The sequence below is a fragment of the Pseudomonas sp. B21-019 genome (assembly GCF_024749225.1).
Classification (GTDB): domain Bacteria; phylum Pseudomonadota; class Gammaproteobacteria; order Pseudomonadales; family Pseudomonadaceae; genus Aquipseudomonas.
In genome coordinates this window covers 2254687-2277216 of record NZ_CP087193.1, presented here as the reverse complement: position 1 = coordinate 2277216, position 22530 = coordinate 2254687, and the positions used below count along the sequence as shown (strand labels likewise).

Annotated in this window: 19 protein-coding genes and 1 pseudogene; 17 read left to right on the top strand and 3 right to left on the bottom strand. The window is 54.5% G+C overall.

Annotated features, from left to right (window positions below):
• Positions 1-68: 68 nt before the first annotated feature.
• Positions 69-1641: pseudogene (locus LOY36_RS10195) on the bottom strand (diguanylate cyclase).
• A gap of 192 nt (positions 1642-1833) precedes the next feature.
• Between LOY36_RS10195 and LOY36_RS10190 the strand changes: the two are divergent.
• A complete protein-coding gene (locus tag LOY36_RS10190; protein ID WP_018928117.1) occupies positions 1834-2316 on the top strand; it encodes a hypothetical protein in 483 nt (160 codons plus the stop codon).
• Between the two features lie 3 nt (positions 2317-2319).
• Here the strand turns inward: LOY36_RS10190 and LOY36_RS10185 are convergent, their stop codons facing one another.
• Positions 2320-4071: a murein L,D-transpeptidase gene (locus LOY36_RS10185; protein WP_258673253.1), complete on the bottom strand. Its 1752-nt coding sequence runs from the start codon at positions 4069-4071 to the stop codon at positions 2320-2322.
• An 81-nt stretch (positions 4072-4152) separates the two neighbouring features.
• On the opposite strand from LOY36_RS10185, the gene LOY36_RS10180 reads away from it, so the two are divergent.
• From LOY36_RS10180 to LOY36_RS10150, 7 genes are all read left to right on the top strand, one after another.
• Positions 4153-4860, top strand: coding sequence for a murein L,D-transpeptidase catalytic domain family protein (locus LOY36_RS10180; RefSeq protein ID WP_258673251.1), 708 nt, complete (start codon positions 4153-4155; stop codon positions 4858-4860).
• Between the two features lie 146 nt (positions 4861-5006).
• Positions 5007-6824: a copper resistance system multicopper oxidase gene (locus tag LOY36_RS10175; RefSeq protein WP_258673249.1), complete on the top strand. Its 1818-nt coding sequence runs from the start codon at positions 5007-5009 to the stop codon at positions 6822-6824.
• A 10-nt stretch (positions 6825-6834) separates the two neighbouring features.
• Positions 6835-7722, top strand: coding sequence for a copper resistance protein B (locus LOY36_RS10170; protein WP_258673248.1), 888 nt, complete (start codon positions 6835-6837; stop codon positions 7720-7722).
• Between the two features lie 55 nt (positions 7723-7777).
• Positions 7778-8161 carry a copper homeostasis periplasmic binding protein CopC gene (gene copC / locus LOY36_RS10165; protein WP_258673246.1) on the top strand — a complete coding sequence of 128 codons (384 nt, stop codon included), beginning with the start codon at positions 7778-7780 and terminating at the stop codon, positions 8159-8161.
• Between the two features lie 3 nt (positions 8162-8164).
• Positions 8165-9088 (top strand): copper homeostasis membrane protein CopD, encoded by a 924-nt coding sequence (gene copD, locus LOY36_RS10160; RefSeq protein WP_258673245.1) that lies wholly within the window; start codon positions 8165-8167, stop codon positions 9086-9088.
• Positions 9089-9242: 154 nt separating this feature from the next.
• Positions 9243-9584, top strand: a complete 342-nt coding sequence (locus LOY36_RS10155) for a hypothetical protein (RefSeq protein ID WP_258673242.1) — start codon at positions 9243-9245, stop codon at positions 9582-9584.
• A gap of 153 nt (positions 9585-9737) precedes the next feature.
• Positions 9738-10529, top strand: a complete 792-nt coding sequence (locus LOY36_RS10150; RefSeq protein WP_258673241.1) for a transporter substrate-binding domain-containing protein — start codon at positions 9738-9740, stop codon at positions 10527-10529.
• Positions 10530-10692: 163 nt separating this feature from the next.
• Here LOY36_RS10150 and LOY36_RS10145 read toward each other — a convergent pair whose 3' ends face one another.
• Positions 10693-10890 carry a hypothetical protein gene (locus tag LOY36_RS10145; RefSeq protein ID WP_019582096.1) on the bottom strand — a complete coding sequence of 66 codons (198 nt, stop codon included), beginning with the start codon at positions 10888-10890 and terminating at the stop codon, positions 10693-10695.
• 491 nt (positions 10891-11381) lie between these two features.
• Here LOY36_RS10145 and LOY36_RS10140 point away from each other — a divergent pair, with 491 nt between their 5' ends.
• The 9 genes from LOY36_RS10140 to LOY36_RS10095 all read left to right on the top strand — a co-directional run bounded on the left by LOY36_RS10140 (position 11382) and on the right by LOY36_RS10095 (position 22266).
• On the top strand, positions 11382-11744 hold the full coding sequence (locus LOY36_RS10140) for a DUF6124 family protein (protein WP_019649362.1): 363 nt from the start codon (positions 11382-11384) through the stop codon (positions 11742-11744).
• A gap of 109 nt (positions 11745-11853) precedes the next feature.
• Positions 11854-12387: a PAAR domain-containing protein gene (locus tag LOY36_RS10135; protein WP_019649363.1), complete on the top strand. Its 534-nt coding sequence runs from the start codon at positions 11854-11856 to the stop codon at positions 12385-12387.
• Between the two features lie 6 nt (positions 12388-12393).
• Positions 12394-13104, top strand: a complete 711-nt coding sequence (locus tag LOY36_RS10130; RefSeq protein WP_019649364.1) for a peptidoglycan recognition family protein — start codon at positions 12394-12396, stop codon at positions 13102-13104.
• Between the two features lie 689 nt (positions 13105-13793).
• Positions 13794-14252 (top strand): hemerythrin domain-containing protein, encoded by a 459-nt coding sequence (locus LOY36_RS10120; RefSeq protein ID WP_258673234.1) that lies wholly within the window; start codon positions 13794-13796, stop codon positions 14250-14252.
• 398 nt (positions 14253-14650) lie between these two features.
• The gene (locus LOY36_RS10115; protein ID WP_258673224.1) at positions 14651-17131 is read left to right on the top strand and encodes a hypothetical protein; all 2481 of its coding nucleotides are present in this window, start codon (positions 14651-14653) and stop codon (positions 17129-17131) included.
• Between the two features lie 823 nt (positions 17132-17954).
• Complete coding sequence (locus tag LOY36_RS10110; protein WP_258673221.1) at positions 17955-18170, top strand: hypothetical protein; 216 nt, start codon at positions 17955-17957, stop codon at positions 18168-18170.
• A 302-nt stretch (positions 18171-18472) separates the two neighbouring features.
• Complete coding sequence (locus tag LOY36_RS10105; protein ID WP_258673219.1) at positions 18473-19735, top strand: N-6 DNA methylase; 1263 nt, start codon at positions 18473-18475, stop codon at positions 19733-19735.
• On the top strand, positions 19736-21418 hold the full coding sequence (locus LOY36_RS10100) for a hypothetical protein (protein WP_258673217.1): 1683 nt from the start codon (positions 19736-19738) through the stop codon (positions 21416-21418). It begins immediately after the preceding gene.
• Positions 21418-22266 (top strand): hypothetical protein, encoded by an 849-nt coding sequence (locus tag LOY36_RS10095; protein ID WP_258673215.1) that lies wholly within the window; start codon positions 21418-21420, stop codon positions 22264-22266. Before LOY36_RS10100 ends, LOY36_RS10095 begins: the two co-directional genes overlap by 1 nt.
• Positions 22267-22530 lie beyond the last annotated feature (264 nt).

The following is a 22530-nucleotide window of genomic DNA, read 5'->3' as shown; positions in this document are numbered from 1 at the left end:
ATGCCTGATCATCGCTCCTGGACTGTAGCAGTGTGCATCGTTTTACCCCCCAGCCATGGTGGAAAGCGTCATCGATCCGAGCGCATCAGCGCCTCGACGCCCCCTTCCATCGACAACACCGCCGAGCGATTTCGCCCTGAGTGCTTGGCCTGGTACAGCGCCGCATCCGCGCGCTTGATCAACATTTCGGTGCTGTCGTGCGCCGTCGGCACAAACGAATAACAGCCAAGACTGACCGTCAGATAGCCCGTGGGCGAACCGCTGTGGGTGATGTTTTTGTCCATGACGCTGCGGCGGATTTGCTCGGCGATCGTCAGCGCGCCATGAATGTCGGTGTCCGGTAGCAACACCGCGAACTCTTCACCGCCGTAGCGCACCGCCAGATCGGCTTTGCGGTGGCAGCAACTCTTCAGGGCCCGCGCCACTTCGGCCAGGCAATGGTCCCCGGCCACATGACCGTAAGTGTCGTTGTAGCGCTTGAAGTAATCGATATCGAGCATAATCAGCCCCAGCGAGCTCGACCGCCGGGCACCGCGCCCGAACTCTTTCTCCAGCGCCCGTTCGAACAAGCGGCGGTTGGCCAACCCGGTCAGGCTGTCGTGGGTGGCGATCAGCTCCAGGGTTTTCTGCGCCTCGCGCAAATCCGCCTCGATGCGCTCGCCCGCGCGAACCTGATGAATAAACACCCAACCGAACAACCCCACGCCGAGGACAACCAGAGCGACGATCACACCGGATTGAATCGCCGTGTCGTACCAGTCCTTGAGGACGGCGTCTTTGGAGGATGCCGCCGCGACCACCACCGGATAGGCATCGAGCTGACGGTAGCCATACAGCCGAGGGATGCCATCGACCACCGAGTCGATCATGGCGTTGCCGGACGTGGCGTTGGGCAAGAGTTTCTGAAAAATCTCGCCCTTAGCCAATGACGTACCGATCTGCGATTCCACAAACGGCCGCCGCGCCAGCAGTGTTCCATCGGTCAATGCCAAAAACATCGCGCCGTTGTCGTCGAGGCTGAAGCTTTTGAAGAACTGATCGAAGTACGACATCTTGATCCCGGCCAGCAACACACCCTGGAAATGACCGCCCTGATCGTTTATCCGCCTGGAAACCGGAATGATCCACTCGCCATTTTCCCGACTACGAATTGCCGGGCCGATGTGCGCCAGGGTTGAGATGTTTTGCTGGTGAAACCTGAAATACTCGCGATCCGCCACACCAGCCCCCGCGGGGTAGATCCTCGAACGACGTCACGGCCCATTGCCCCTGCCTGTCGAACAGAAATATCCCGTGCAACTGATGCAGCGCCTGCACCCGCCGGGCGAAGGTTTTCTGCAGGCGTGGCGTCTGGGCAGCGTCGAAACCTTCAGCCTGAATCCAGTCCACCAGACTGGTCAGTACCAGATCGGCCTTCATGAACGTGTCTTCGGCCTGCTGCGCCATGGCCCGGGTCAGGTTCGACGACGACACCTCGGCCAACGCGAGGTCGTGCCGACGCGACTGCTCCAGTTGCAGGTAAAGCAGCCCACAGAGACAAAGGCATACCGCCGCAATGAACAGCACCGCGGCCTTGAGCAAAGGCAGTCGCTTCAAGGCACCGCCGGACGCGTGCTGCGGATCGTGAATGGGGATAGGCAAAAGTGAGTCCTGGAAGGGTAAGACATGGGCAACGGCCCAAAGCCCCTATTTTTTTGAGCGTAGTCTACGGGGTTGTGCGGGATAAACAGAGGATTGAGGGATAAATGGTTGTGTTTTAATTCCATGACGCAAGGCAAAACCACATGACCTTGAAGGAGCTACGATTAACTGACATCACGACAGGAAATCGAAATGAGTAAGGTAGACGAGCTCGCCGCGAAGCTTAAACAATCCCGGCAAACCAGTGCCGACGCGACCATCGCCGATCAAGCCATCGACAGCTGGCCCGCCCAGGTCTACGAGCTGTATCACCAGATCGAAGCCTGGCTGCAACCACTGATCGAGGTGGGCCTGAAGCTGCGACGCAATTCCACCCATGTGTTCGAGAGTGCGCCGGACGGTGCGACTTACGATTATGCCATCGACCAACTGCTGATCGAAGGCAACCACCACGGCATCACCTTCGACCCCGTCGCGCGCTTCACCGTCGACGGTGCCGGGCGGATCGAAATCCACTCGACAGGCAAGGAACTCGCCTTGTTACGAACCGTGAACGAACACGGCGAGACGCAGTGGTGGCTCCAGGCGAGCGAACAATCCGGACAACAACCGGATGCGATCGCGCTGACGGAACACAATTTGCTGCTGGCCGTGCAGGAAGGCTTGGGGCTTTAAGGCCTACAAATTGCTCTGCTCCGCCGCTACCGAGGGAGGCGCCGCTCGCCTCCCGTCCAGCGCCGGCGGCTCCGAAGTCCGATTCAACGCCCGCAATACCGGGGAATCGTATCCATATACATCGGGCTTGAATGTCACGCGTCCATCAAGACTCAGGTCCACCGTCCAGTAGGCCAACAGCACCGGCACTTTTACCGGGAGCCTGATGTTCTCTGTCTTGCCGTTGGCTAACTGTTTTTGAATCCCTTCGCTGTTCCAGTGAACCGGATCGTTGAACAACAGCTCCACCAATTGCAGCGGGTTTTCTACCCGAATACAGCCGGAGCTGGTCGCGCGATTGGATTTCGCGAACAACTCTCGATGCGGCGTGTCGTGCAGATAAATCGAATACTCATTGGGAAAACGAATCACCACCTGCCCCAGCGAGTTATCCGACCCCGCATCCTGCCGTAAGGTAAGGCCGCGCGGGTTGTCCCAATCGACAGTGGACGGATCAAGCACATTGCCATCTCGATCGATCACCCGAATCCGGCTTGCCTCAAGGTAACCAGGATTGTCGCGAATCTTCGGCAGCATGTCCTTGAGCAGAATCGTCGGTGGCACGGTCCAGGTGGGGTTGAACGTGACGTAGGTGATCGCGGATTGAAAAATCGGCGTGCTGCGAAACGGCTTACCGACCTGCACCCGTGAGCGCCAGATCGGTTTGCCATCGCGATAGAACGCGACTTTATACCCGGCAATATCGACCACGACGAAGGTGCCCTGAAGCTTGTACAGCAGCCATCGCGCCCGCTCCATGTTCACCCGCACCTGATCGATTCGCGCCTCGACCGGTACATTCAGCTCCGCGAGTGTCGCCGGCCCCGCTACGCCGTCCGCCCCAAGGTATTGCTCGGTCTGAAACTTCTTCACCGCCGCAGTGACGGCGTCGTCGTAGTCGGTGCGAGCAGTCCCTTGCGCGGCGAGATAACCGCCCGCCGCCAAACGCGTACGCAATAGAGCGACCGAGGCGTCGTCCATGCCGGGCCTGAGCGTCTGCCCTTCCGGGATCTTTGGCCAGCCACCCCGATCACGAACCTTGCGCAGTTGCGCCAGGCCATGGCGCAACGTGCCGTAAACCGCTTCTTGGGGCGGCGCCTGGGCGAAGGCGCGCGCAATGTCATGGCTGTCGAGGGCGGCAAAAAACTTATTGACGTCCTCCCGAGGATCGACGCCAGCGGGATCGAAGTTCCAGTGGATGTCCAACCGCGAAGGGTCGACCTTGCCGCGCCGCAACTGCAGCAGCGCCGTGATGAACGTCCGGGTGGCGGAGATATCAAAGGCTGCCCGTTGCCCGGGGGTTGGGGTGGTTGTCTGCATCAACGTGCGGGCCTCGGCCAACTCGGCGATCCGGAAATCCGCGGGGTTCAGGCCATCGGCCTGGGTATCACCCAAGCTTTTCAACAACAGGGCGACATCGTCATCGTCCGTCCAGGCGGCGCGATAGCCACGATGGCTATAAAAATCCAGCACGACTCGGTTCACATCGACCCGTTGATGACGCGGCGAGGTGAGCAGCGGCGGAAACGCCGAACTCAATGGCGCCAACTCCGCCTGAATCGCCTGGCCGACATAATCGCCGGGTGCCGCTTCAGCCACAGTACTTACGGGAGATAGCGGCTCAATCGGCGAAGTTTGCGCGATCGCCGTGCCGCTTATCAGAAAGCCCATAAAAAATATGCGGCTTATGACGAATAACCTTGTTAACTGCGCCATGGATAATCCTTAATCTCCCGTTTTCAACCGGCTAGCGTCGTGCGCGCTGCTAGACTCGAAATATTCAGATGAGACTTGCATATGGCCCCACACCGCTTTGGCTGCTTAATGACGGCCCTGCTGCTGACTGCTTTTTTTACATTACCGGCAGCCTACGCCGATTCACTTGAAGCTGCCTTGGTCAAAGCGGCCCCCGATGCCAACGCCAAAGTCATTGCCCTGGCCGTTCGCGCCTCCCAATGCAGCCGGGCCCAAGGCACGTCCCCGGCGCAGAGACTCGCAGTGATCGATTATTCCCTGCCCTCGACCGTACAACGTCTTTGGGTTTTCGACCTTAAACAACGCAAATTGTTGTTCCATGAACTGGTCGCCCACGGTCGCAACAGTGGCGAGAACATGGCCAGCCAATTCTCCAATCAGAATGCCAGCTACGCCACCAGCCTGGGTTTGTACCGCACCCAATCCAGCTATGTCGGGCAGAACGGTTATTCCCTGCGCATGGAAGGTCTGGAACCGGGTTTTAACGACAACGCCTTCGAACGGGCGATCGTCATTCATGGCGCGCCTTACGTCAGCCCTGCCCTGGCGCGGGCCAATGGCCGGATTGGCAGAAGTCTCGGCTGCCCGGCGGTGAGGCCTGCGATTGCACATCGGCTGATCGACTCGATGAAGGATGGGCAGTTGTTATTTTCTTACTACCCGGATCAGCGTTGGTTGAAGTCTTCTTCGTATATCAATTGCGGTAACGCCACCGTGGCGGATTCGTCCAGGTCCAATAGCAGTCCTTGAACACCGCGTGAAACTGTCAAAACTGTAATCTTGGCCTCAGCCTGCTGAAAGGCACCGCCCGTTAGCCTCCTCCCCATTGAGTTCTCTTCCTTCCGCTCAGGATGGACCTGAGGGCTTCATCAGGCTGACGGACGGGATAAAACGGCATGCATTCCAACACCTCAAGACGCACCTTCGTGAAGGGCCTGGCCGCTGGCGGGGTGCTCGCTGGCCTCGGGCTGTGGCGCACGCCAGTATGGGCGGTCACCAGCCCCGGCCAACCGAATGTGCTGGCCGGTACCGACTTCGACCTGTTCATTGGCGAATCCCCGGTCAACATCACCGGCAACCCTCGAACCGCGATGACCATCAACGGCGGCATTCCCGGCCCCCTACTGCGCTGGCGTGAAGGCGACACCGTCACGCTGCGGGTGAAAAACAAACTCAAGGACAGCACGTCCATTCACTGGCACGGCATTTTGCTGCCGGCCAACATGGACGGCGTGCCGGGCCTGAGTTTTCACGGGATCGAACCGGATGGCATGTACGTCTACCAGTTCAAGGTCCGGCAGAACGGCACTTACTGGTACCACAGCCATTCGGGCTTTCAGGAACAGTCCGGGGTTTACGGGCCGTTGGTGATCGACGCCAAGGAGCCGGAGCCGTTCCAGTACGACCGCGACTACGTGGTGATGCTCACCGACTGGACCGACGAAGACGCCGTCGGCCTGATGAAAAAACTCAAGAAACAATCGGACTACTACAACTACAACAAACGCACCGTGGGCGATTTCATCCACGACGTCAGCGAGAAAGGCTGGGGCTCCACGGTGGCCGATCGCAAGATGTGGGCCGAGATGAAGATGAACCCCACCGATCTGGCCGACGTCAGCGGCGCCACTTACACCTACTTGATGAACGGCCAGGCGCCGAACATGAACTGGACCGGCCTGTTCCGTCCCGGCGAAAAGCTGCGCCTGCGTTTTATCAACGGCTCGTCCATGACCTACTTCGACGTGCGCATCCCGGGTTTGAAAATGACCGTGGTCGCGGCGGATGGCCAACACGTCAAACCGGTGAGCGTCGACGAGTTCCGCATCGCGGTAGCGGAGACGTTCGATGTGATTGTCGAGCCGACCCAGGACGCCTACACCCTGTTCGCCCAGTCGATGGATCGAACGGGTTATGCGCGAGGCACCCTGGCGGTGAAGGCCGGGTTGTCGGCGCCGATTCCAGCGCTGGATCCGCGACCGCTGGTGACCATGGATGACATGGGCATGGGCGGCATGGATCACGGCAGCATGGGCGGTGACATGGCGGGGATGGACCACGGTGACATGCAAGGTATGAACGGTGGTGACATGCAGGGCATGGACGGCGGCGACATGCAGGGCATGGACAGCATGGCCGGAATGGATCACAGCAGCATGGCCATGGGTGGCATGGCCGGGATGGCCGGGATGCAATCCCATCCCGACACGGAAAAAGACAACCCGCTGGTGGACATGCAAGCCATGAGCACCACGCCAAAACTCGACGACCCGGGCATCGGCCTGCGCAACAACGGCCGCCGTGTGCTGACCTACTCCGACCTGCGCAGCACCTTCGAAGACCCGGACGGCCGCGAGCCCGGCCGCACCATCGAACTACACCTGACCGGCCACATGGAGAAGTTCGCCTGGTCGTTCAACGGCGTGAAGTTCTCTGATGCCGAACCCGTGCGACTCAAGTACGGCGAGCGGGTTCGAGTGGTGCTGGTCAACGACACGATGATGACTCACCCCATTCATTTGCACGGTATGTGGAGCGACCTCGAAGACGAGAACGGCCAGTTCATGGTGCGCAAACACACCATTGATGTGCCGCCGGGATCGAAGCGCAGCTATCGGGTCACCGCCGATGCGCTCGGCCGCTGGGCCTACCACTGCCATCTCCTGTACCACATGGAAATGGGCATGTTCCGTGAAGTTCGCGTGGAAGAATAAGGCGCTACCCATGACCAGACTCACTCCGATCTCTTTGGCCCTCGTTACCGTGGGCCTGACGCTCTCTTCGGCCATGGCCGCCACCGACAACATGCAGGGCATGGACCATAGCCAGATGCCGGGCATGGATCACAGCCAGATGCAGAGCGAGGATTACGGGCAAATGCAGCCCGCCGCACCGACCCAAAGCCGCACGCCGATCCCGGCATTGACCGACGCCGACCGTGCCGCCGTTTTCGTCAGCCCCGCCGGCCATGACATGCACGACAGTGCGCTCAACTATTACTTCCTCGCCGACAAACTCGAATGGCAGGACGCCGATAACGGCAGCGCATTGGCGTGGGATCTGTCTGGCTGGATCGGCGGCGACGTTGATCGCCTGTGGTTGCGCTCCGAAGGCGAACGCGTCAATGGCAAAACCGAAGATGCCGAAGTCCAGGCCCTCTGGGGCCACGCGATCAGCCCATGGTGGGACGTGGTGACCGGCGTGCGCCAGGATTTCAAACCCGGCGCCCCGCAAACCTGGGCCGCGCTCGGCGTGCAAGGCATGGCCCTGTACAACTTCGAAACCGAGGCCACCGCATTCATCGGCGAAGGCGGCCAGACCGCTGCACGACTGGAAGGTGACTACGACATCCTGCTCACCAATCGGCTGATTCTGCAGCCGACCGCCGAGCTTAACGTCTACGGCAAAAACGACCCACAACGGGGCATCGGCTCCGGACTTTCCAGCACCGAAGCCGGGCTGCGCCTGCGCTATGAAATCCGCCGGGAATTCGCGCCCTACATCGGCGTGACCTGGAACCGCACCTACGGCAAAACCGCCGATTACGCCAGGGACGAAGGCGAGGACCGCAGCGAAGCCCGACTGGTCGTCGGCGTTCGGCTGTGGTTCTAAACATTTCAACTCAAAAACCTAAAAACCAACCGCTTAAAGCGGTAAGAGGCCTTGCATGCGCACCATCAAAACCACCGCTGTCGCCATCGCACTTTCCACCGGGCTGCTCATGAGCGCACTGGCTCAAGCCCACCCGAAACTGCTCTCCTCCAACCCAACCGAAGGCGCGGACGGCGCAGCACCGAGCAACATCGAGCTGCACTTCTCCGAAAACCTCATGACCCAATTCTCCGGCGCCAAACTGGTCATGACCGAAATGCCCGGCATGGCCCATTCCCCCATGCCGATGAAAGCCAAAGTCTCCGGCGGCAGCGACCCGAAAACCATGGTCATCACCCCGCTCTCGCCCCTGCCCACCGGCAGCTACAAAGTCGAATGGCGCGCCGTGTCTTCGGACACTCACCCGATCACCGGCAACGTTACGTTCAAAGTGAAGTGATTGATGAGCGACTCGGTCGGCATTGCCCTGCGGTTTGCGTTGTATATGGATTTGATGCTGTTGTTCGGGGTAGCACTTTTTGGCTTGTATAGCCTTAAAGGGCAGGAACGGGTGTCTGGGGCGGTGCTGCCGTTTCGGTCGATGTTGGCGGGGACGGCGCTGCTGGGCGCGGTGTTGTCCGTCGCCAGCATGGTGATGATGACAAGTGCCATGAGCGGTGAAACGGACTTCGCCGAGCTACGCCCGCACATCGAGATGATGCTGTTTGAGACGGATGTCGGCTTGGCTTGGGGGATTCGCATTGTTGCGCTGGTGATCGCTGGCTTAGCGGTGATGCTCCGTGCATCTGGTTTCAGTTTATGGGTCGCGGCTTTTGCCGGTGCTGTTGCCCTCGCCAGCCTGGCCTGGAGCGGACATGGGGCGATGGATGAAGGCAATCGTCGCTTTTGGCATTTCACGGCGGACATTCTGCACCTGCTGGCGGCGGGGGCTTGGCTTGGCGCGTTGCTGGCGTTTGCGTTGATGGCGAAGATCAACGCCCTGCAAACCGAAGCGCGCCTCAGGTTGCTGGCCCGCGCGGTCAATCGGTTTGAGGCGATTGGCGCGGCCATCGTCGTGGTCATCACCGCGACGGGAGTCGTGAATTATCTGTTCATCGTTGGGCCGAAGCTGGACGAGGTGTTTCTCAGCACTTACGGGATTCTGCTGTTCGTCAAAGTGGTGCTGTTTGCCGGCATGCTGGTGCTCGCCGCGTTGAACCGGTTTCACCTCGGGCCGTTTCTGGAGCGGTCGTTGCGGGACGGGCAATACACGGTCGCCGCCAATGCGTTGCGGCGCAGCGTGGTGGTGGAATTGGCGGCGGCGGTGTTGATCGTGGGATTGGTGGCTTGGCTCGGAACGCTGAGCCCGGAAATGGGTGCCCAGTAGGGAAATGAAAGCATCCGATGACCGGCCAGAGCAGTCAGTGGACAGGGTGAGGGGCCTTTACTAGCGTTTAACCACACTAGATTTCAAGCCAGAGGGTTCAACACCCAAGCGCCAAGGTGAAAAAAGCGGCGCAATTATCGAAAGGAGTTCGAAAATGGCTGAAGTAATGAAAGTGGTGGATGTCGACTTAAAGATACTTAAATCAAACCCACCGCAGCTACACATATCGGCAATTGGCCTGGTGAATTCTGGTGGATGGACAAACCCGAGACTGGAGCCGCGGGTTTACATTCAGTTCCCACCAGACGGCATTCAGGACTTCGATTTTGTTGCTGATCCGCCCCAAGGGGCTGCTATACAGGTCATCCTTCCCATCGACGCATCAAAACTTTGGAAAGACCCGCCACTCGATAAACTCAAGGGAGTAAGAGTGCACTCGGCTAGCAACTCGATTGAAGCGCATCTTAAGAGTTCGAAGTCCGTGGCTTGTGCATAAACAACTCATGTAGAGGGATACGTGTCGGGCCTTGCCTGACACGTATCATGCGCTGGAGTGAATGGGGTATTGGGACAGTAGATGACAGCCGAGAAGCGCTTTCACTACACTGCTTCCGCTTGAACCCCACTCTGTCACAAAAGCCCGATAACAATGAAAATCATAAAAAGCACAATGCTGCTCTGTGGCCTGCTGGCTCTATCCTGCGGCGCTCAGGCAGAGCAAAGCCCTTCGCACCTGGACACCGTCCTGCAACAAGGCCTACTGCGCGTTTGCACCACAGGCGACTACAAACCCTATACCTTCAAAGGTGAAGACGGCGAATACTCGGGCATCGACATCGCCATGGCCCGCTCGCTGGCCGACAGCCTGGGCGCGAAGGTCGAGTGGGTCCAGACCACTTGGAAAACCCTGATGCCCGACATGCTCGCGGGCAAATGCGACATCGGCGTCGGCGGCATCTCCGTCACCCTGGAACGCCAGAAAAAAGCCTTCTTCAGCACCACCCTGGACGTCGACGGCAAAATCCCTCTGGTGCGCTGCGAAGATCAGGCGAAATACCAGACCCTCGAACAAATCAACCAGCCTTCGGTTCGCTTGGTCGAACCCGCCGGCGGCACCAACGAAGCCTTCGTCCACGCCTTCCTGCCCAAGGCGCAATTGCAGCTGCACGACAACGTCACCATCTTCCAGCAGCTGCTGGACAAGAAGGCTGACGTGATGATTACCGACGCCTCGGAAGCGTTGTATCAGCAGAAACTCAAACCGGGGTTGTGCGCGGTCAACCCGACGCAATACATGCAGTACGGCGAGAAGGCATATCTGCTGCCACGGGATGACATCAGCTGGAAGATGTATGTCGATCAGTGGCTGCACCTGGCCAAGGTGACAGGGAATTACCAGAAAATCCTCGGTCAGTGGATCGCGGTGCCAGAGGCTAAATAGCCCGTTAGTCCATACATAGCAGCTGGCGCAGCCTGCGTTCGACCGTAGCAGCTGTCGAGCCTGCGAGGCTGCGTCCGGCTGCGCAGCAGTCGTAAAGTCAGAACATGCGGTTCATCAGGCAAATCACGCAACGGCGAAAGCACCCCAGCCGTTGCGTCATGCATTAGTCGTGCAGCAAGCCCGAGCTGTACTCATTAAAGCTGTTGCCGATCGCGCTCCCACCAAAGTTCACCTTGTTGGGGTTATGACCATCGAATTGTTGGCAGCCTTCTGAAAAGCAGGAACTGGTGCTCACACCCGAACAGGCGCTCAAGAGCAAAGCACCGGTGATCAGCATGGCTTTGAAGAGGTTCGAGATCATCTTGTTGTTTCCTGTGGGCTGGAGGTAAGGCAGCACGGTCTTAGGTGGTCATCCTATGCCGCGAGCCTACCCAACTTGATGAAACATTACTGAGCGACAGCGTTGGTTCAGCATCCTTGTTTTCTCTGAAGCGACCCACCTGTTTAGATGAGCGTTTAAAGACACTCACCGTTACTTCACCAAGGCTACAACGCCTTGCGTCGTTGCCTACGACTGCGCCAGAATCCGCCGGCTGTGCGCCTGGCGCTCCCGCCGGTAACTTGATTCCCGTCACTGCTCATCAGTGATCGGGTCTGCAAGCCCGCCGGAATACCAGTCGCATAGCCCTACCGTAGGACACTCGTTTGTGTCCGCTCAATGGCGGCTTTGTGCGGGAGACCTTCGGGTCTGCCGGGTTCCTGGTTTCCCGGTCTTGCAGACCCGCGCATAGCTGCCACCCATCATCTGCAAGTGATGCTGGTAGCTCCTAATGAATAATCAGGAGTTTCACCATGTTCAAGGCCACACCCAACCCGCCGGTCACAGACCCGACATCCCCTTACGAATCACTCGACTCAAAAAAACTCAACGCCGCCGCTGAACGCGCCCTCGACCACTATCTCAAACCGGCCGGTCAGATCATGGCCACGTCCAACGAACCCGAGCGCATGTTCCTCGCCAACCCGAAGTACAACACCGAATCCCTGCTGGCCAACGCCTGCGAATCATTGGGCTCGGCCACAGTTATGCTCAATGATTTTGCTGCACTGCTGGAGGGGACCCAGCGCAAAACTCTGCTGGGTATTGCGCAAGTGGTTATGTTGGGGGAACTGGCGGTGAATCAGGCGTTGGATAAGGTTGAGCTGTCTGAGTAATTAATGCTGCACATCGGCGTGGGGAGCGTGAGCTCCTCGCGCCTTAGCCACCTTTCAAAGCAACTCTGATACAGTCGCCCCCGGTAAATTCGTTGACAGGAAGTCAAACATGGCAAAGCCCGCCGCACGTATCACCGACCCCACCAGTTGCCCCATGCCTGGGCACGGCCCAAAAGCCATCGCCTCTGGTTCTCCCGACGTGTTCTTCGACGGTCTTGCAGCCGCGACCAAAGGCGATGCCTGCACCTGTGGCAGTGTTTTGGCCTCGGCCGTAGCAGCAACGGTCTTCATCAATGGCAAAAACGCCGCACTGGTCGGCACTGTCGGCGCCCATGGCGACGTCGTGATTGGTGGCTCGGGCACGGTGATCATCGGTGATTCGCATACACCAGCACCGTTCACGCCCCCACTCCCACTTTTACTGCAAAAAACCTACGGACACAGCTTCAGCATCGTCGATAGCGAAACCGGTCAACCTTTAGCCGGAAGAAGTTTCACTGCCACCGTTAACGGTGAAAAGATCATTGGCATTACCGATAGCGCAGGAATCGCGCACGTCAAAACCCCCATCAAAGATGCCACTATTTCTGTGAGCATTGACTTTACCTCTCCAGCTCGGACGCTTAACGAACTCACGGACTGATCAAATATGGCTGAACAATTTACGACTGAAGCAAAAGCAACCGAAGTCAAACCCAAAGAACCAGCGGCGCCCACTACCATCACCGTCAACGATAGAGCTGCTACCAGAGAAGCGATCCTCAGACTCGTCCGCAAAAATGGTGAGTTTATAGAACGATCATCTTGGGGAGCGCATAAAGCAAAAGGCGAAATGGTCGATGACTGGGACTACTCGATGATCGCACTTCACCATGCCGGTAGAAGTGTCGGCTGTGGTGCCGGCGCAGGACAGATGCGTGCGATTCAGAGCGAGCACCAGGCCAAGTTCGATGACATCGGTTATCACTACGGCATCGATTGTATGGGTAAAGTATTCGAAGGACGCGACATCCGGTTCAAAGGCTCAAGCGTACATAATTACAACACGGGCGTAATTGGCATCGTTTTGCTAGAAAATTTGACAACCGCCGATGAAGGTGGCGATGTGGTTGCCCTTGCCCGTCAGGCTCTTGAAGCCATCAACGGCAATATGGACCAGAAAATCCCAGCCATACAAATCGACACCCTACTGAACTTAATTCAAGCCCTGACCAGCGTTTTCAGGGTGACGACTTTGGGTGGACACCGGGAATTTCCCATGCAAGCCGGGGAAGGAAAGATTTGTCCCGGCAACATTGGGATGGAGCTGGTGAGAAACCTTCGAATTAAAACCAAACTGTTACGACCACCCGCATCATGAAATTTCTACTTATCATTGTTCCGACCATACTCGTCGCCTTCCTCTACATCGGCTTTTACGAAAGGATGGAAGACTCCTACCCGGAAAAAGTATTTTTCATCAAGAAATATCCGACATTTCAGATTAAGTTTGAAAATATTTTCGCGTACGAATCAGATGACAAAAAATTGAGTGAGCTAAGTGACACGGAGCGACAGTTGGTCATCCAGTACTGTACATATCGGTTAGGTGTGACTACGACATTGAAAAACCAAAACGAGCTTGAGGAATGCAAAAAAAGGTAAGATAAACCATCTTTTGGATGGTAAAAATTGGACAGATCTATTTCATACGCAAAATAAATCCGCCCCTGAGGGACGGATTTATTTACTCGTACTAAGACGCTCAACCCCTCCCCTTTCTGCTTTTCTCCGGAATTGATTTTCCACCTAGCGGTTGTCGATTTTGGCGCTGCTTTTCCTTCCTTTTTCGCTGGAGGACATCCGGCAGATCAATAGTGCATATAACATACACTTGATATTTCAATTTTTTCCAAGGGTGGCAAATTTACTGCCGCGAGGGCTTTGCGCTCACCTATACTAAAAAGATTAAATAGTGCTAATGAGCATGCTTAATAAGATATTGAAATTATTGAAATTTAAATGTGTAGATACCCTTGCGAACTACTGGTATCGCAACGAGGATTTGACATGAACGTTTTGTTGAAAGAGCTTCTGACCTATCATCACGAAGTGGCTATAAAAATTACTCAGATCAAAGAGTTGCTGAGGAAAATCAGACATGAACCCGATGAAACTGATGACTGCAAGCTGTTGTTCACGATGCTGGAAGCCTTGCATGGTGATGCAGAGCGACACCACCATGAAAATGAAGAACTTATTCGGCTGGCCTTGCTAGAGACTGAGGCGCCGATCCACCAACGGGTCAAGGATATCGAGCGAGATCATCAGGCATTTGAGCGCATTGCTGGGCAGTTGAAGATGTTGGGGGATACCACTAAGGAAACGAGAGTAATTACTGACACTATCGATGACTTCATCAAAAAATATTACGATCACATGGACGCCGAGGAGAATATTTTCTTTCCGGCGGCAGATAAGTGGCTTTCAGACGACCAGTGGCAGGAAATCAAGCATCAATGGCATTAATTGGAGCTCGCCGCATACATTAAAAAATTAGCTACTACTTAGTACTGACCTCACTAAGCAATTACGCGAACACCACGCATTAACTTACAGGGGTGTCCGTATATCGATGGCTCTTTGTTGCAAGTCACTCAACCCCTCCCGCTCCTGTTCTCACTCGCTCTCAACTACCTCCGCTAGACTCACCTGAGCCCCGCAAGCCCAATCCTGATAAACTCCCCACCTCCCAGCCTCACCCATTCCAGAAACGCCAATGCCACCAATCACCGCCACACTCGCCCTGCTCTCCCGCCGCTTCTGCGTCGCCCCATTTTGCGTCGATCAGGCTGGTTGTTGGTAACTCAGCATCTCTCTTTTACGCAAACACGCTTATTTGAAATCGCACATTTATTCTCGAGGTAATGGTGACCCACTCTTCTGATCAACGTGCTGACGAAAAAAGCCTGCCTCGATTGTTGCTCGATCTACTTTGGCAAATCGCCGTACTGTTGATCCCGATTTTTCTCGTGGCGGTATTACCGCTGCTGTGGGCGCTCGGTGTCGTACTGGGTTGTGCTGCCTTGATGTGGCTGACGGCACGGGCCGGTTGGCAACGAACCGGTCGAGGGGCTGCCCGGGTCATGACCTCTGCCGCAATAGGCCTGGGTTTTAATCTGGGCAGGGCTTTGCCGGCGTACTGGGATATTGCGGGGGCAGCGGCTGTGATGTTCTTCGGGCTGGCTTGCGTCAGTCACTTGGAAAGACGTTTTGGCCTGGTCGATAAAACACAGGCCAAGTCGTCACCGCTATCGCCTGGTCAGTCTTCAGGCGGCGCCAGTGCCTGGGGTGGGGACGAACCGCAGCAAACTCCCGAGGGCGAGCCCATCAGGGTGTTCAACTACAGCGAAATCGCCATGGGCGGGCCCGTCCTGTGCGATTACCTGTTTCCCGATGGGGTGCTGCTCCAGGGCCTTGGGTCGTCGGCTCGCTTCTCGAATGACGGACGTTATTTCGCTGCGCCTTTACCCTCGCGCCAAGCCTGGGGGTTGGTGATTCTGGATCGACAGTTGCGTCAGCTTTACCAGTGTTCGTGTGATGAATTTTGGGAACTGGATGCCTTTAACGACGGCATCCTGAGTGGGCGTTACAGTCCTCTGGTCGACAACGGCGCACGGGAGATCAGCCTGGAGCAACTGCTGACGACGGCTGAAAAGATCAGCCTGGTGCCCGTTGTTGACCTTTGGGTTGAGCCTGGAGCCTGGCAAAAAAAACTTGCGCTCGAAACGTTCCGGCATACGTCCCCCGATGGTCAGCAATGTTTGGACGCCTGCCTGGCGCTGCCGGCCAGCCTGCGTGAATTGCCACAGCCTTGCGCCCCGCTGATGAGCCCGGAATACCGCGTGAGCATAAACGGTGAGCCCACTTCGTTGCTGATCAGGGCCGATACCTCAATCATCTGGAATCACGATAGTCGCTCGTTCGCTTGCCATGCACGGATGGATGATGAGCAACCGCAAGCCCTCGAATACTGGCTCTGGCACGTAGACCGCGGCTGGCAAGCATTGCCTTGTCCGTGGCTATCCGCCGACAGCGAACCTTCCGTGGGTTGGAGCGCCCCCCTAGAGCTGGATGACCACTACCTGCGGCTATCGTCCTACTTCGACTACCCGCAGCCTGATCGCGGTCGCTATGGTTATGGCTTGTACAGCATACACAGCGACTGTGAGTCTCAGGTGGGCCATGATCCGAACGGCCGGGTGCAGGTTGCGCAGCGGCACCTGACTCGCGTGCGGTTGGCCGTGCCTCTGGTGGGTGATGGACAGCGAGGCGCGACGATGGTCGAGTCGGCACCATTGACGGGTGATACGCGGGCTCAATTTAGCTGGCGGCAAGACAACAGCTTGGGGCTCGGGGGTTATACCTGCAGGATTGGGGGCTGGGAGTTACCGGGCGTTTGGCTGCTCGATCATCGAGTTTCAGACACTGGACGTTACATCGCATTAATACCGTTCGCCCTGCCGCCCGCCACAGCAGGTCACGTGGTGGTGGTCGACGCACAGGAACGACAATTGATGAACAGCCCTCCTCTGTTGGTCGCACGATTGTTGGACTTTCGTGGGCCGAGACTGAGCCTGGCAGTGATTCGAGGTCGCCTGGATCAGGATCGGCAAAGCAGTCCATTGCAGCGCTTTGATCAATCGCCACCCGAGGCGGACGATGCTGCTGTATTTTGCCAGTATCGACAGGACTCGCGGCTTTACTACGAGTGGTGTGAGCTCAATGTCAGCCAACAAGGCCTGAGCGCCCTCCCCGATTGGCGCCTGGTTAAACAGCCACAGTCTGCAATCGCCGATGGAAACTTTGTCCAGCCAGCACCGATGGATAAAGATGCCGCTTGGCTGTTCGGTTGTGAAACCGAATACGCCGACAGTTGGCTACGCGTCCAGAGCCCACGCCTGGGCGGGTATTTGCTGACGGCGTCCGGTTGCGCCATCAGCCATCTCGCGCCCTCGATGATCTGGTCCGAGGATGCACGTTATCTCGCGCTGACTCGACTCCATACCAACGTCGACGATGACCACGGAGGTCGCTTGGCATGGCAGATCTTGCTGTTGGATGTCCAGGAGCGAACCTTGAGGCATTCACCTCAGTGGCTCCATAATCGACCACAGTTTGAAGGTTTTAATGCCAATGTCTTGAAGGTGCGTCTATTTCTGCGCGACTGGGAAGCCGAGGATGAAAGAGACCGAGGCTCAATCAGCGCAATGAAGTTGAGCGACCTGCTGGCACTCCCCGCCGAATCCCTGTGCCCGCACGCAGGACTCTGGCTGACGAAGGATCAACTGTGTCACTCCGAAGCGTGGCAAGCATTGGATACATCGGCCTTACGCCATTGGCGCTAGTCACGTTTATCACTGGCGCTGGCATGGCGCGCAAAAAGAGACGAAGCCGACTGAGGCACGTTCGGTTGAGTCACGTTAGATGTCGGGCCTGAGCTTAATCTTGCCTGACAATATCGGAACAGACGTATCTGTGCCGTGTAACTGGTGCCGCCGTCGGTGCGCTTGCGTGCTCTGATCGTGGCCATAGTCAACTGGTACAATTGTTAAAGGGGTTGGTACATTGTATCAACGCCCCTCAAAACGCCCATTTACCCCCTAAAACCGGCTTTGAACACGTAGAGCGAAATGGTACAGAAATCAGCTACATACTCAGTAAATTCAAGCTCTACAGTGTCTAGACGCTTTAGCGTTGCGCCCATGATGGACTGGACCGACTTAACTAAAATTTAGTTATATTACAGTGTGATAAAAACCAACTCATCCCTGCCTTAGCAAAAATCAAGCAGAGAAAAAATCGGGACTAGTCCCGGAAAAGCTATTTTTTACATGAAAGCCGGTCCAATCCATGACATACCGGACTGGCATCCAAGACATGCGGCAGATTTCTCAAACTAGCCAGCACCTATGACCGCTGCGTTAAAGATAAAACTGAGTAAGGAATTTGAACCCCTTTCGTATTCACCGCATACCGCTGCAGCTCCAGCGGCCGTCGCGTGCGTCCTTGAGTAGTTCGTCATACAGGTCAAATGCGAGCCCCGATCTTCGCATTGTCGGCTGATGCTCAATTCAATTTCCTACATCCGCCGTTGCATCCTGGCGCAGGCGAAATTGCAGTCGAGAATGTCACTGCTATGCTTTGGGTTTCTCGAAAGGAATCGACACCATGTCAAGCGATTATTCACTGTCGGATGTACTGGAAAGGCTGTACGAAAACCAGCAGGCCCTAGAGGCGGCCGTTATGGAGTTGACACTGCTGGTTGAGGAGCAAGGGACACGGGAAGTGGGCGAAAATGTCCGCGGCGCACTGTGGACCATGGGTGAAAACGCTGGCCATATCAAACAAGGCCTGGCTCGTTTGAAGAAATTGGACATCGATTAAACTGATTGCACACCAAAGGCCCGTCGGCATTCATGTCGGGGTAAATTCGGAGGACCAGTCTGTTGCATCCACCGGTTGAATCCACACCCATTAGCTGACGTTCGTTCGGCCCAACGCTGGGGCAACACTCGGCCGGAAGGGGGCACGCGGACGAGCGCAACAGGCTAAGAGCAGTGCGCAGTACCTCGATGAAGTACACAGAAAATCCGAACGGCCCCAACGGCAGCGACCTTCCTTCCATACCCGTCGGGATGGCTGTAGAATCGCGCATTAGCTTTTTTGCAAAGAAATGAGACTTAAAATTGCCGATTATCACCACCAATTCTGGCTCAGATATTTTAGGTCGATATTATACTAAAAACGAAATTAGCTCTTTTTTGGTAGAGCAGTTCGATATCACCTCTCCCGTTCGGCTGCTCGATCTAGGAGCAGGCTCGGGATCTCTGAGTTGCGCCGCAAAAACACGCTGGCCTGATATAAAAATTCTAACCGTTGATATCGATCCAAAAGTTGATCTCCCTACCATTCCAACAAAGCAGATCTATGATGAATTATCTCACGAACATTTCGTAGTTGATGCCTTGTGTGAAAACCTATCAACAGTGCTGAACTGCACTAATGCCCCCATTGATATAGCTGTCTGCAATCCTCCATTTATTACTCCAAAGTGGCGTAATGAGTTTAGCTCGATTTTGGAAGATGCAGGTTTTCTTGACTGCCTTCCTTTCCCAGCGGACGTAGATGCGGGCCTGCTTTTTTTGGCGCAAAATCTCAGATTAATGAGTGAAAACGCTACGCTTGGAATTATACTTCCCGACAGCTTAATCACAGCAAGCAAATACAAAAAGTTTAGAGCAACATTACTCAACACCTACGCAATTACAAAAATAATACAACTTCCGCGCGGTTCATTTCATCACACAGATGCTTTAGCAAGCATTGTAATATTGCAAAAAACAAAAAACCACCAAGACGCCGTTCGTGTTTATTGCCTGAATCGAAACAAGAGTCTTAGCAAACCAATATTGGTCGATATCTCTTCTGCGGCCGAACGTCTAGACTATTCTTTTCACTTCCACCGTTTGCACACAATCGATGTAACTTCTCGTAGAAAAATCACCTTACACGAGCTTGCTGCTGAAATAAAGCGTGGCAGCTTATCTAGCGCTCAAGTCAAAAACTCTGACTTCCCGGTCTTACATATTACAAATATAAATGAGGGAGACATCGGACAGTGGTTGGATTTTAGCTCTTTTGAAACAGAGATGCCGGATGATTATTCAAATATAGTTAAAGCACAGCCCGGGGACATATTAATTTCAAGAGTAGGAAGAAACCTCGAAAGTAAAATTGTAGGCGTGATGGCAGGCACCTTTGCTGTGAGCGATTGCGTATATGTTATCAGGTGTTCACCTAGCACCCGTAATACAGTGCTGGCTCAACTGGCCAGCCGGGAAGGTCGGGCTTGGATGTCAGCGCATGCTTATGGCGTAGCTGCAAAACAACTAGCAAAAAAAGAACTAATAACATTTCCAGTCTTTCTTGACGAACGCAAGGATGTTTAAATGGAGTTTGAAGAAAGAGCCGATCAGCTTTCTACCGAAGAAATTTCCACTTCATTGGCAGACGGGGAGATTCTAAAGAAAGCTAGGCAGAAACTTTTGGCTACCGGAGCAAAACTATTAATAGGGCCAAGAGGGACGGGCAAGACGCATCTCATGCGTTATACCTACTCACAATCTCTTCTAAATAAATCTACGCCACTAGTCCTTTACTCTAGCTTCAACAGATATCTCCACCTCGAGCCTCTACTAAAGAAGACACCGGACGCACTTAAAAGATTTCACTCATGGGTATTAGCAAGGATCTTACTCAGTGCCTTTGACTACATCAATGATCTCAGCAGTAGTGGTGAATTCCTCAAAGATCTCGATCCAATCTACGATGAACAAAAGCTGCGCGAACTTATCTCACTTCTGGAAAGGGGTTCAGGAGTTGAGCTGTATGAAAACTACGGTCAGTTCATAACCGTCGACCATGTTATCAGAGCAGTTCGATCACTTACCGCTAGATTCAACAGAAGTCGCGCCATATTGTTGTTGGATGATGCGGCACTGAGCCTCTCTGATCAATATCTAGTAGCCTTTTTCGAAGTCTTCAGAGTATTAAAAGTTGAAGGCATCGCACCAAAGGCGTCAGTCTACCCAGGCACCACCCAATATGGTCCTACTTTTCACGCCTCACATGAAATTGAAGAAGTCCCTCTCTGGCTTTCCGTAGAAGATCCAGCATACTCCACTATAATGGGCGACATCGCCAACAGAAGGTTATCATCTGAGCAGCAAAAGAGCATATCTCCCGACATTCTTGAACTGTTCAAATACACAGCATTCGGAATACCACGCGTTTTTTTGAGACTACTTAGAGAGTTCTTTTCAGAGAGGGCTGGCACCTCACAATCCAAAGTCAATAAAATCATTGACCAACAGGTTGAACTCATAGGCGCTGAGTATGACTCTATTGCACTAAAGCTCAAGCAATTCTCTTCAGTCATTCAAATTGGGCGGTCTTTTTTCTCAACTACGGTATCAGAAATATCTGAACTCCAAAACAAAGATCTCTCTAGGCGCAACATTGTTTTAGGATTACTTCAGAGTGATGACCGCTCCCCATTAGCTGATCGCATGATTAAGTTTTTGATTGAGGTCGGTATGCTTTTCCCTCTGCAGTCTGTATCGCACGGGCAAAACAGAAAGTATGATAGATATATTCCTCACCTAGCTTTCCTCTATCAAGGCGGCGCATTTAAGGAGGGGAAGCGCAATACATTTCGCGGACTGCCTGAGTTAATGTTAGCTGGCGCTGCAAAACATCCTTTGAGGCGCGAATTTAAATCTTTGCTGTCTTATCGTGAATTGGCGAATCTGAAGCTTGATCTACCACCATGCCAAAAATGCGGTACGCAACGCTTCAATGATTCGCAGCAGTTTTGCCATAATTGCGGAGAGCCTTTAGTTGGCTCATCACTCTTTGAAGAGTGCATGAAGCTTCCACTGAGCGAGGTTCCCGGCATCAGTGAAACGCTTATTGGAAGAATCCATAAGGATACGAACATCCGTAGTGTTTCTGATGTAGTTATTTCGCAGAACGCTTCCAGCGAGCTTCAGAAAGCTAACTACGTAGGACCTAGACGTGCAGAAAGTATAATTAAAAAGGTTGAGCTCACTGTTGAGGAGTTTCTTTCATAATGGCCACTCCTTTCAAAACACAGCTAACAACTTGCTTAGTATCTACACCACCAAGGCTAAGCACTCACTTATTATTTGACAATAACCACTTAGAGCCGACCACCTCACCAATTGACCAATTCCTCGACCGATTACATTCAATAAACAGACTTTCTCCGGACCCCGCTAACTTTGACCCCTTACAGGGACAGCTCGTTCTATTAGGTGTAATCGCTGCAGTAGAAAGCTATCTGAGAACTTTGCTTAGAAAGATAATCTCTGTTGATGAGCTTTCACAGGACGCCTCCTATAAGCGAGATATTTCGTTTGGGGCTGCTGTGCACCTACATAAAGATATGATGCCGGAAGCCATTCTTGAAAGAGTCTCATTCATTAGCAAAGACAGTATAATCGGCACGATAAAAGAGTGCCTAGGGATCAGAGGCCATTCACCTTCCTACGTCGAAGCCTCGATCGATGACTATGTCAAAATTTGCCATCTTCGGCACTGCGCTGTGCATAGGTTTGGCCGGCTGGGCGCTTCAAATGCATTGGCTCTAGGGATTCAAGATCATAGAGAGCTATTGGAAAAGCCTCTGCTGCTCGACTACCTATCCCTTCAAACCGCGATATCGATATCAACAAACTTAGTAAAGACCATAAATAATTTTTTGTTCAACGAAATAATATCTCGCTTACCCGATCACAGTTGGCAAGGGACATATACAAAGGACAAAAAACAGTTCTTACTTTACTATCGCTTTTTTGCTGACAGCGTAAGTTCAACAGGCTCAACAGTTGACGCCAAATCTTTATACGCTGAATTCCAAGTGCAGCGAAGGAATTATCTAGCGGGTCAACAGCGGTAATTCTTACGACAATCGCATGCACTTACATATGTTGACGCCGAGGGTTGAGTGTCCTCCTCCAGCCAAAAACGGATCGTGCTCCGAACGACCGCTTTTGGCCGGACAGCGAGGGTCTAGCCTCTACCGTCACTTCGGATGGTCAGACTTCTGTCTGCTCCGCCATTGCCATAGTCTCGCTCAGCGATAGGGACTCTGCGCGGACCGCTGAGTTTTCGTCTGACCTACCCGTCTAGGTGCAACAGTCCACAGTCGTTTCCTGCCTTT

Bases quoted from the DNA above. Each gene is read 5' to 3' on its own strand.
- LOY36_RS10115 (WP_258673224.1), top strand. From the start codon at position 14,651: ATGGTGACCCACTCTTCTGATCAACGTGCTGACGAAAAAAGCCTGCCT.
- LOY36_RS10150 (WP_258673241.1), top strand. From the start codon at position 9,738: ATGAAAATCATAAAAAGCACAATGCTGCTCTGTGGCCTGCTGGCTCTA.
- LOY36_RS10100 (WP_258673217.1), top strand. From the start codon at position 19,736: ATGGAGTTTGAAGAAAGAGCCGATCAGCTTTCTACCGAAGAAATTTCC.
- LOY36_RS10135 (WP_019649363.1), top strand. From the start codon at position 11,854: ATGGCAAAGCCCGCCGCACGTATCACCGACCCCACCAGTTGCCCCATG.
- LOY36_RS10130 (WP_019649364.1), top strand. From the start codon at position 12,394: ATGGCTGAACAATTTACGACTGAAGCAAAAGCAACCGAAGTCAAACCC.
- LOY36_RS10180 (WP_258673251.1), top strand. From the start codon at position 4,153: ATGGCCCCACACCGCTTTGGCTGCTTAATGACGGCCCTGCTGCTGACT.
- LOY36_RS10095 (WP_258673215.1), top strand. From the start codon at position 21,418: ATGGCCACTCCTTTCAAAACACAGCTAACAACTTGCTTAGTATCTACA.
- LOY36_RS10170 (WP_258673248.1), top strand. From the start codon at position 6,835: ATGACCAGACTCACTCCGATCTCTTTGGCCCTCGTTACCGTGGGCCTG.
- copC (WP_258673246.1), top strand. From the start codon at position 7,778: ATGCGCACCATCAAAACCACCGCTGTCGCCATCGCACTTTCCACCGGG.
- LOY36_RS10175 (WP_258673249.1), top strand. From the start codon at position 5,007: ATGCATTCCAACACCTCAAGACGCACCTTCGTGAAGGGCCTGGCCGCT.
- LOY36_RS10145 (WP_019582096.1), bottom strand. From the start codon at position 10,890: ATGATCTCGAACCTCTTCAAAGCCATGCTGATCACCGGTGCTTTGCTC.
- copD (WP_258673245.1), top strand. From the start codon at position 8,165: ATGAGCGACTCGGTCGGCATTGCCCTGCGGTTTGCGTTGTATATGGAT.
- LOY36_RS10185 (WP_258673253.1), bottom strand. From the start codon at position 4,071: ATGGCGCAGTTAACAAGGTTATTCGTCATAAGCCGCATATTTTTTATG.
- LOY36_RS10140 (WP_019649362.1), top strand. From the start codon at position 11,382: ATGTTCAAGGCCACACCCAACCCGCCGGTCACAGACCCGACATCCCCT.
- LOY36_RS10110 (WP_258673221.1), top strand. From the start codon at position 17,955: ATGTCAAGCGATTATTCACTGTCGGATGTACTGGAAAGGCTGTACGAA.
- LOY36_RS10190 (WP_018928117.1), top strand. From the start codon at position 1,834: ATGAGTAAGGTAGACGAGCTCGCCGCGAAGCTTAAACAATCCCGGCAA.
- LOY36_RS10120 (WP_258673234.1), top strand. From the start codon at position 13,794: ATGAACGTTTTGTTGAAAGAGCTTCTGACCTATCATCACGAAGTGGCT.
- LOY36_RS10155 (WP_258673242.1), top strand. From the start codon at position 9,243: ATGGCTGAAGTAATGAAAGTGGTGGATGTCGACTTAAAGATACTTAAA.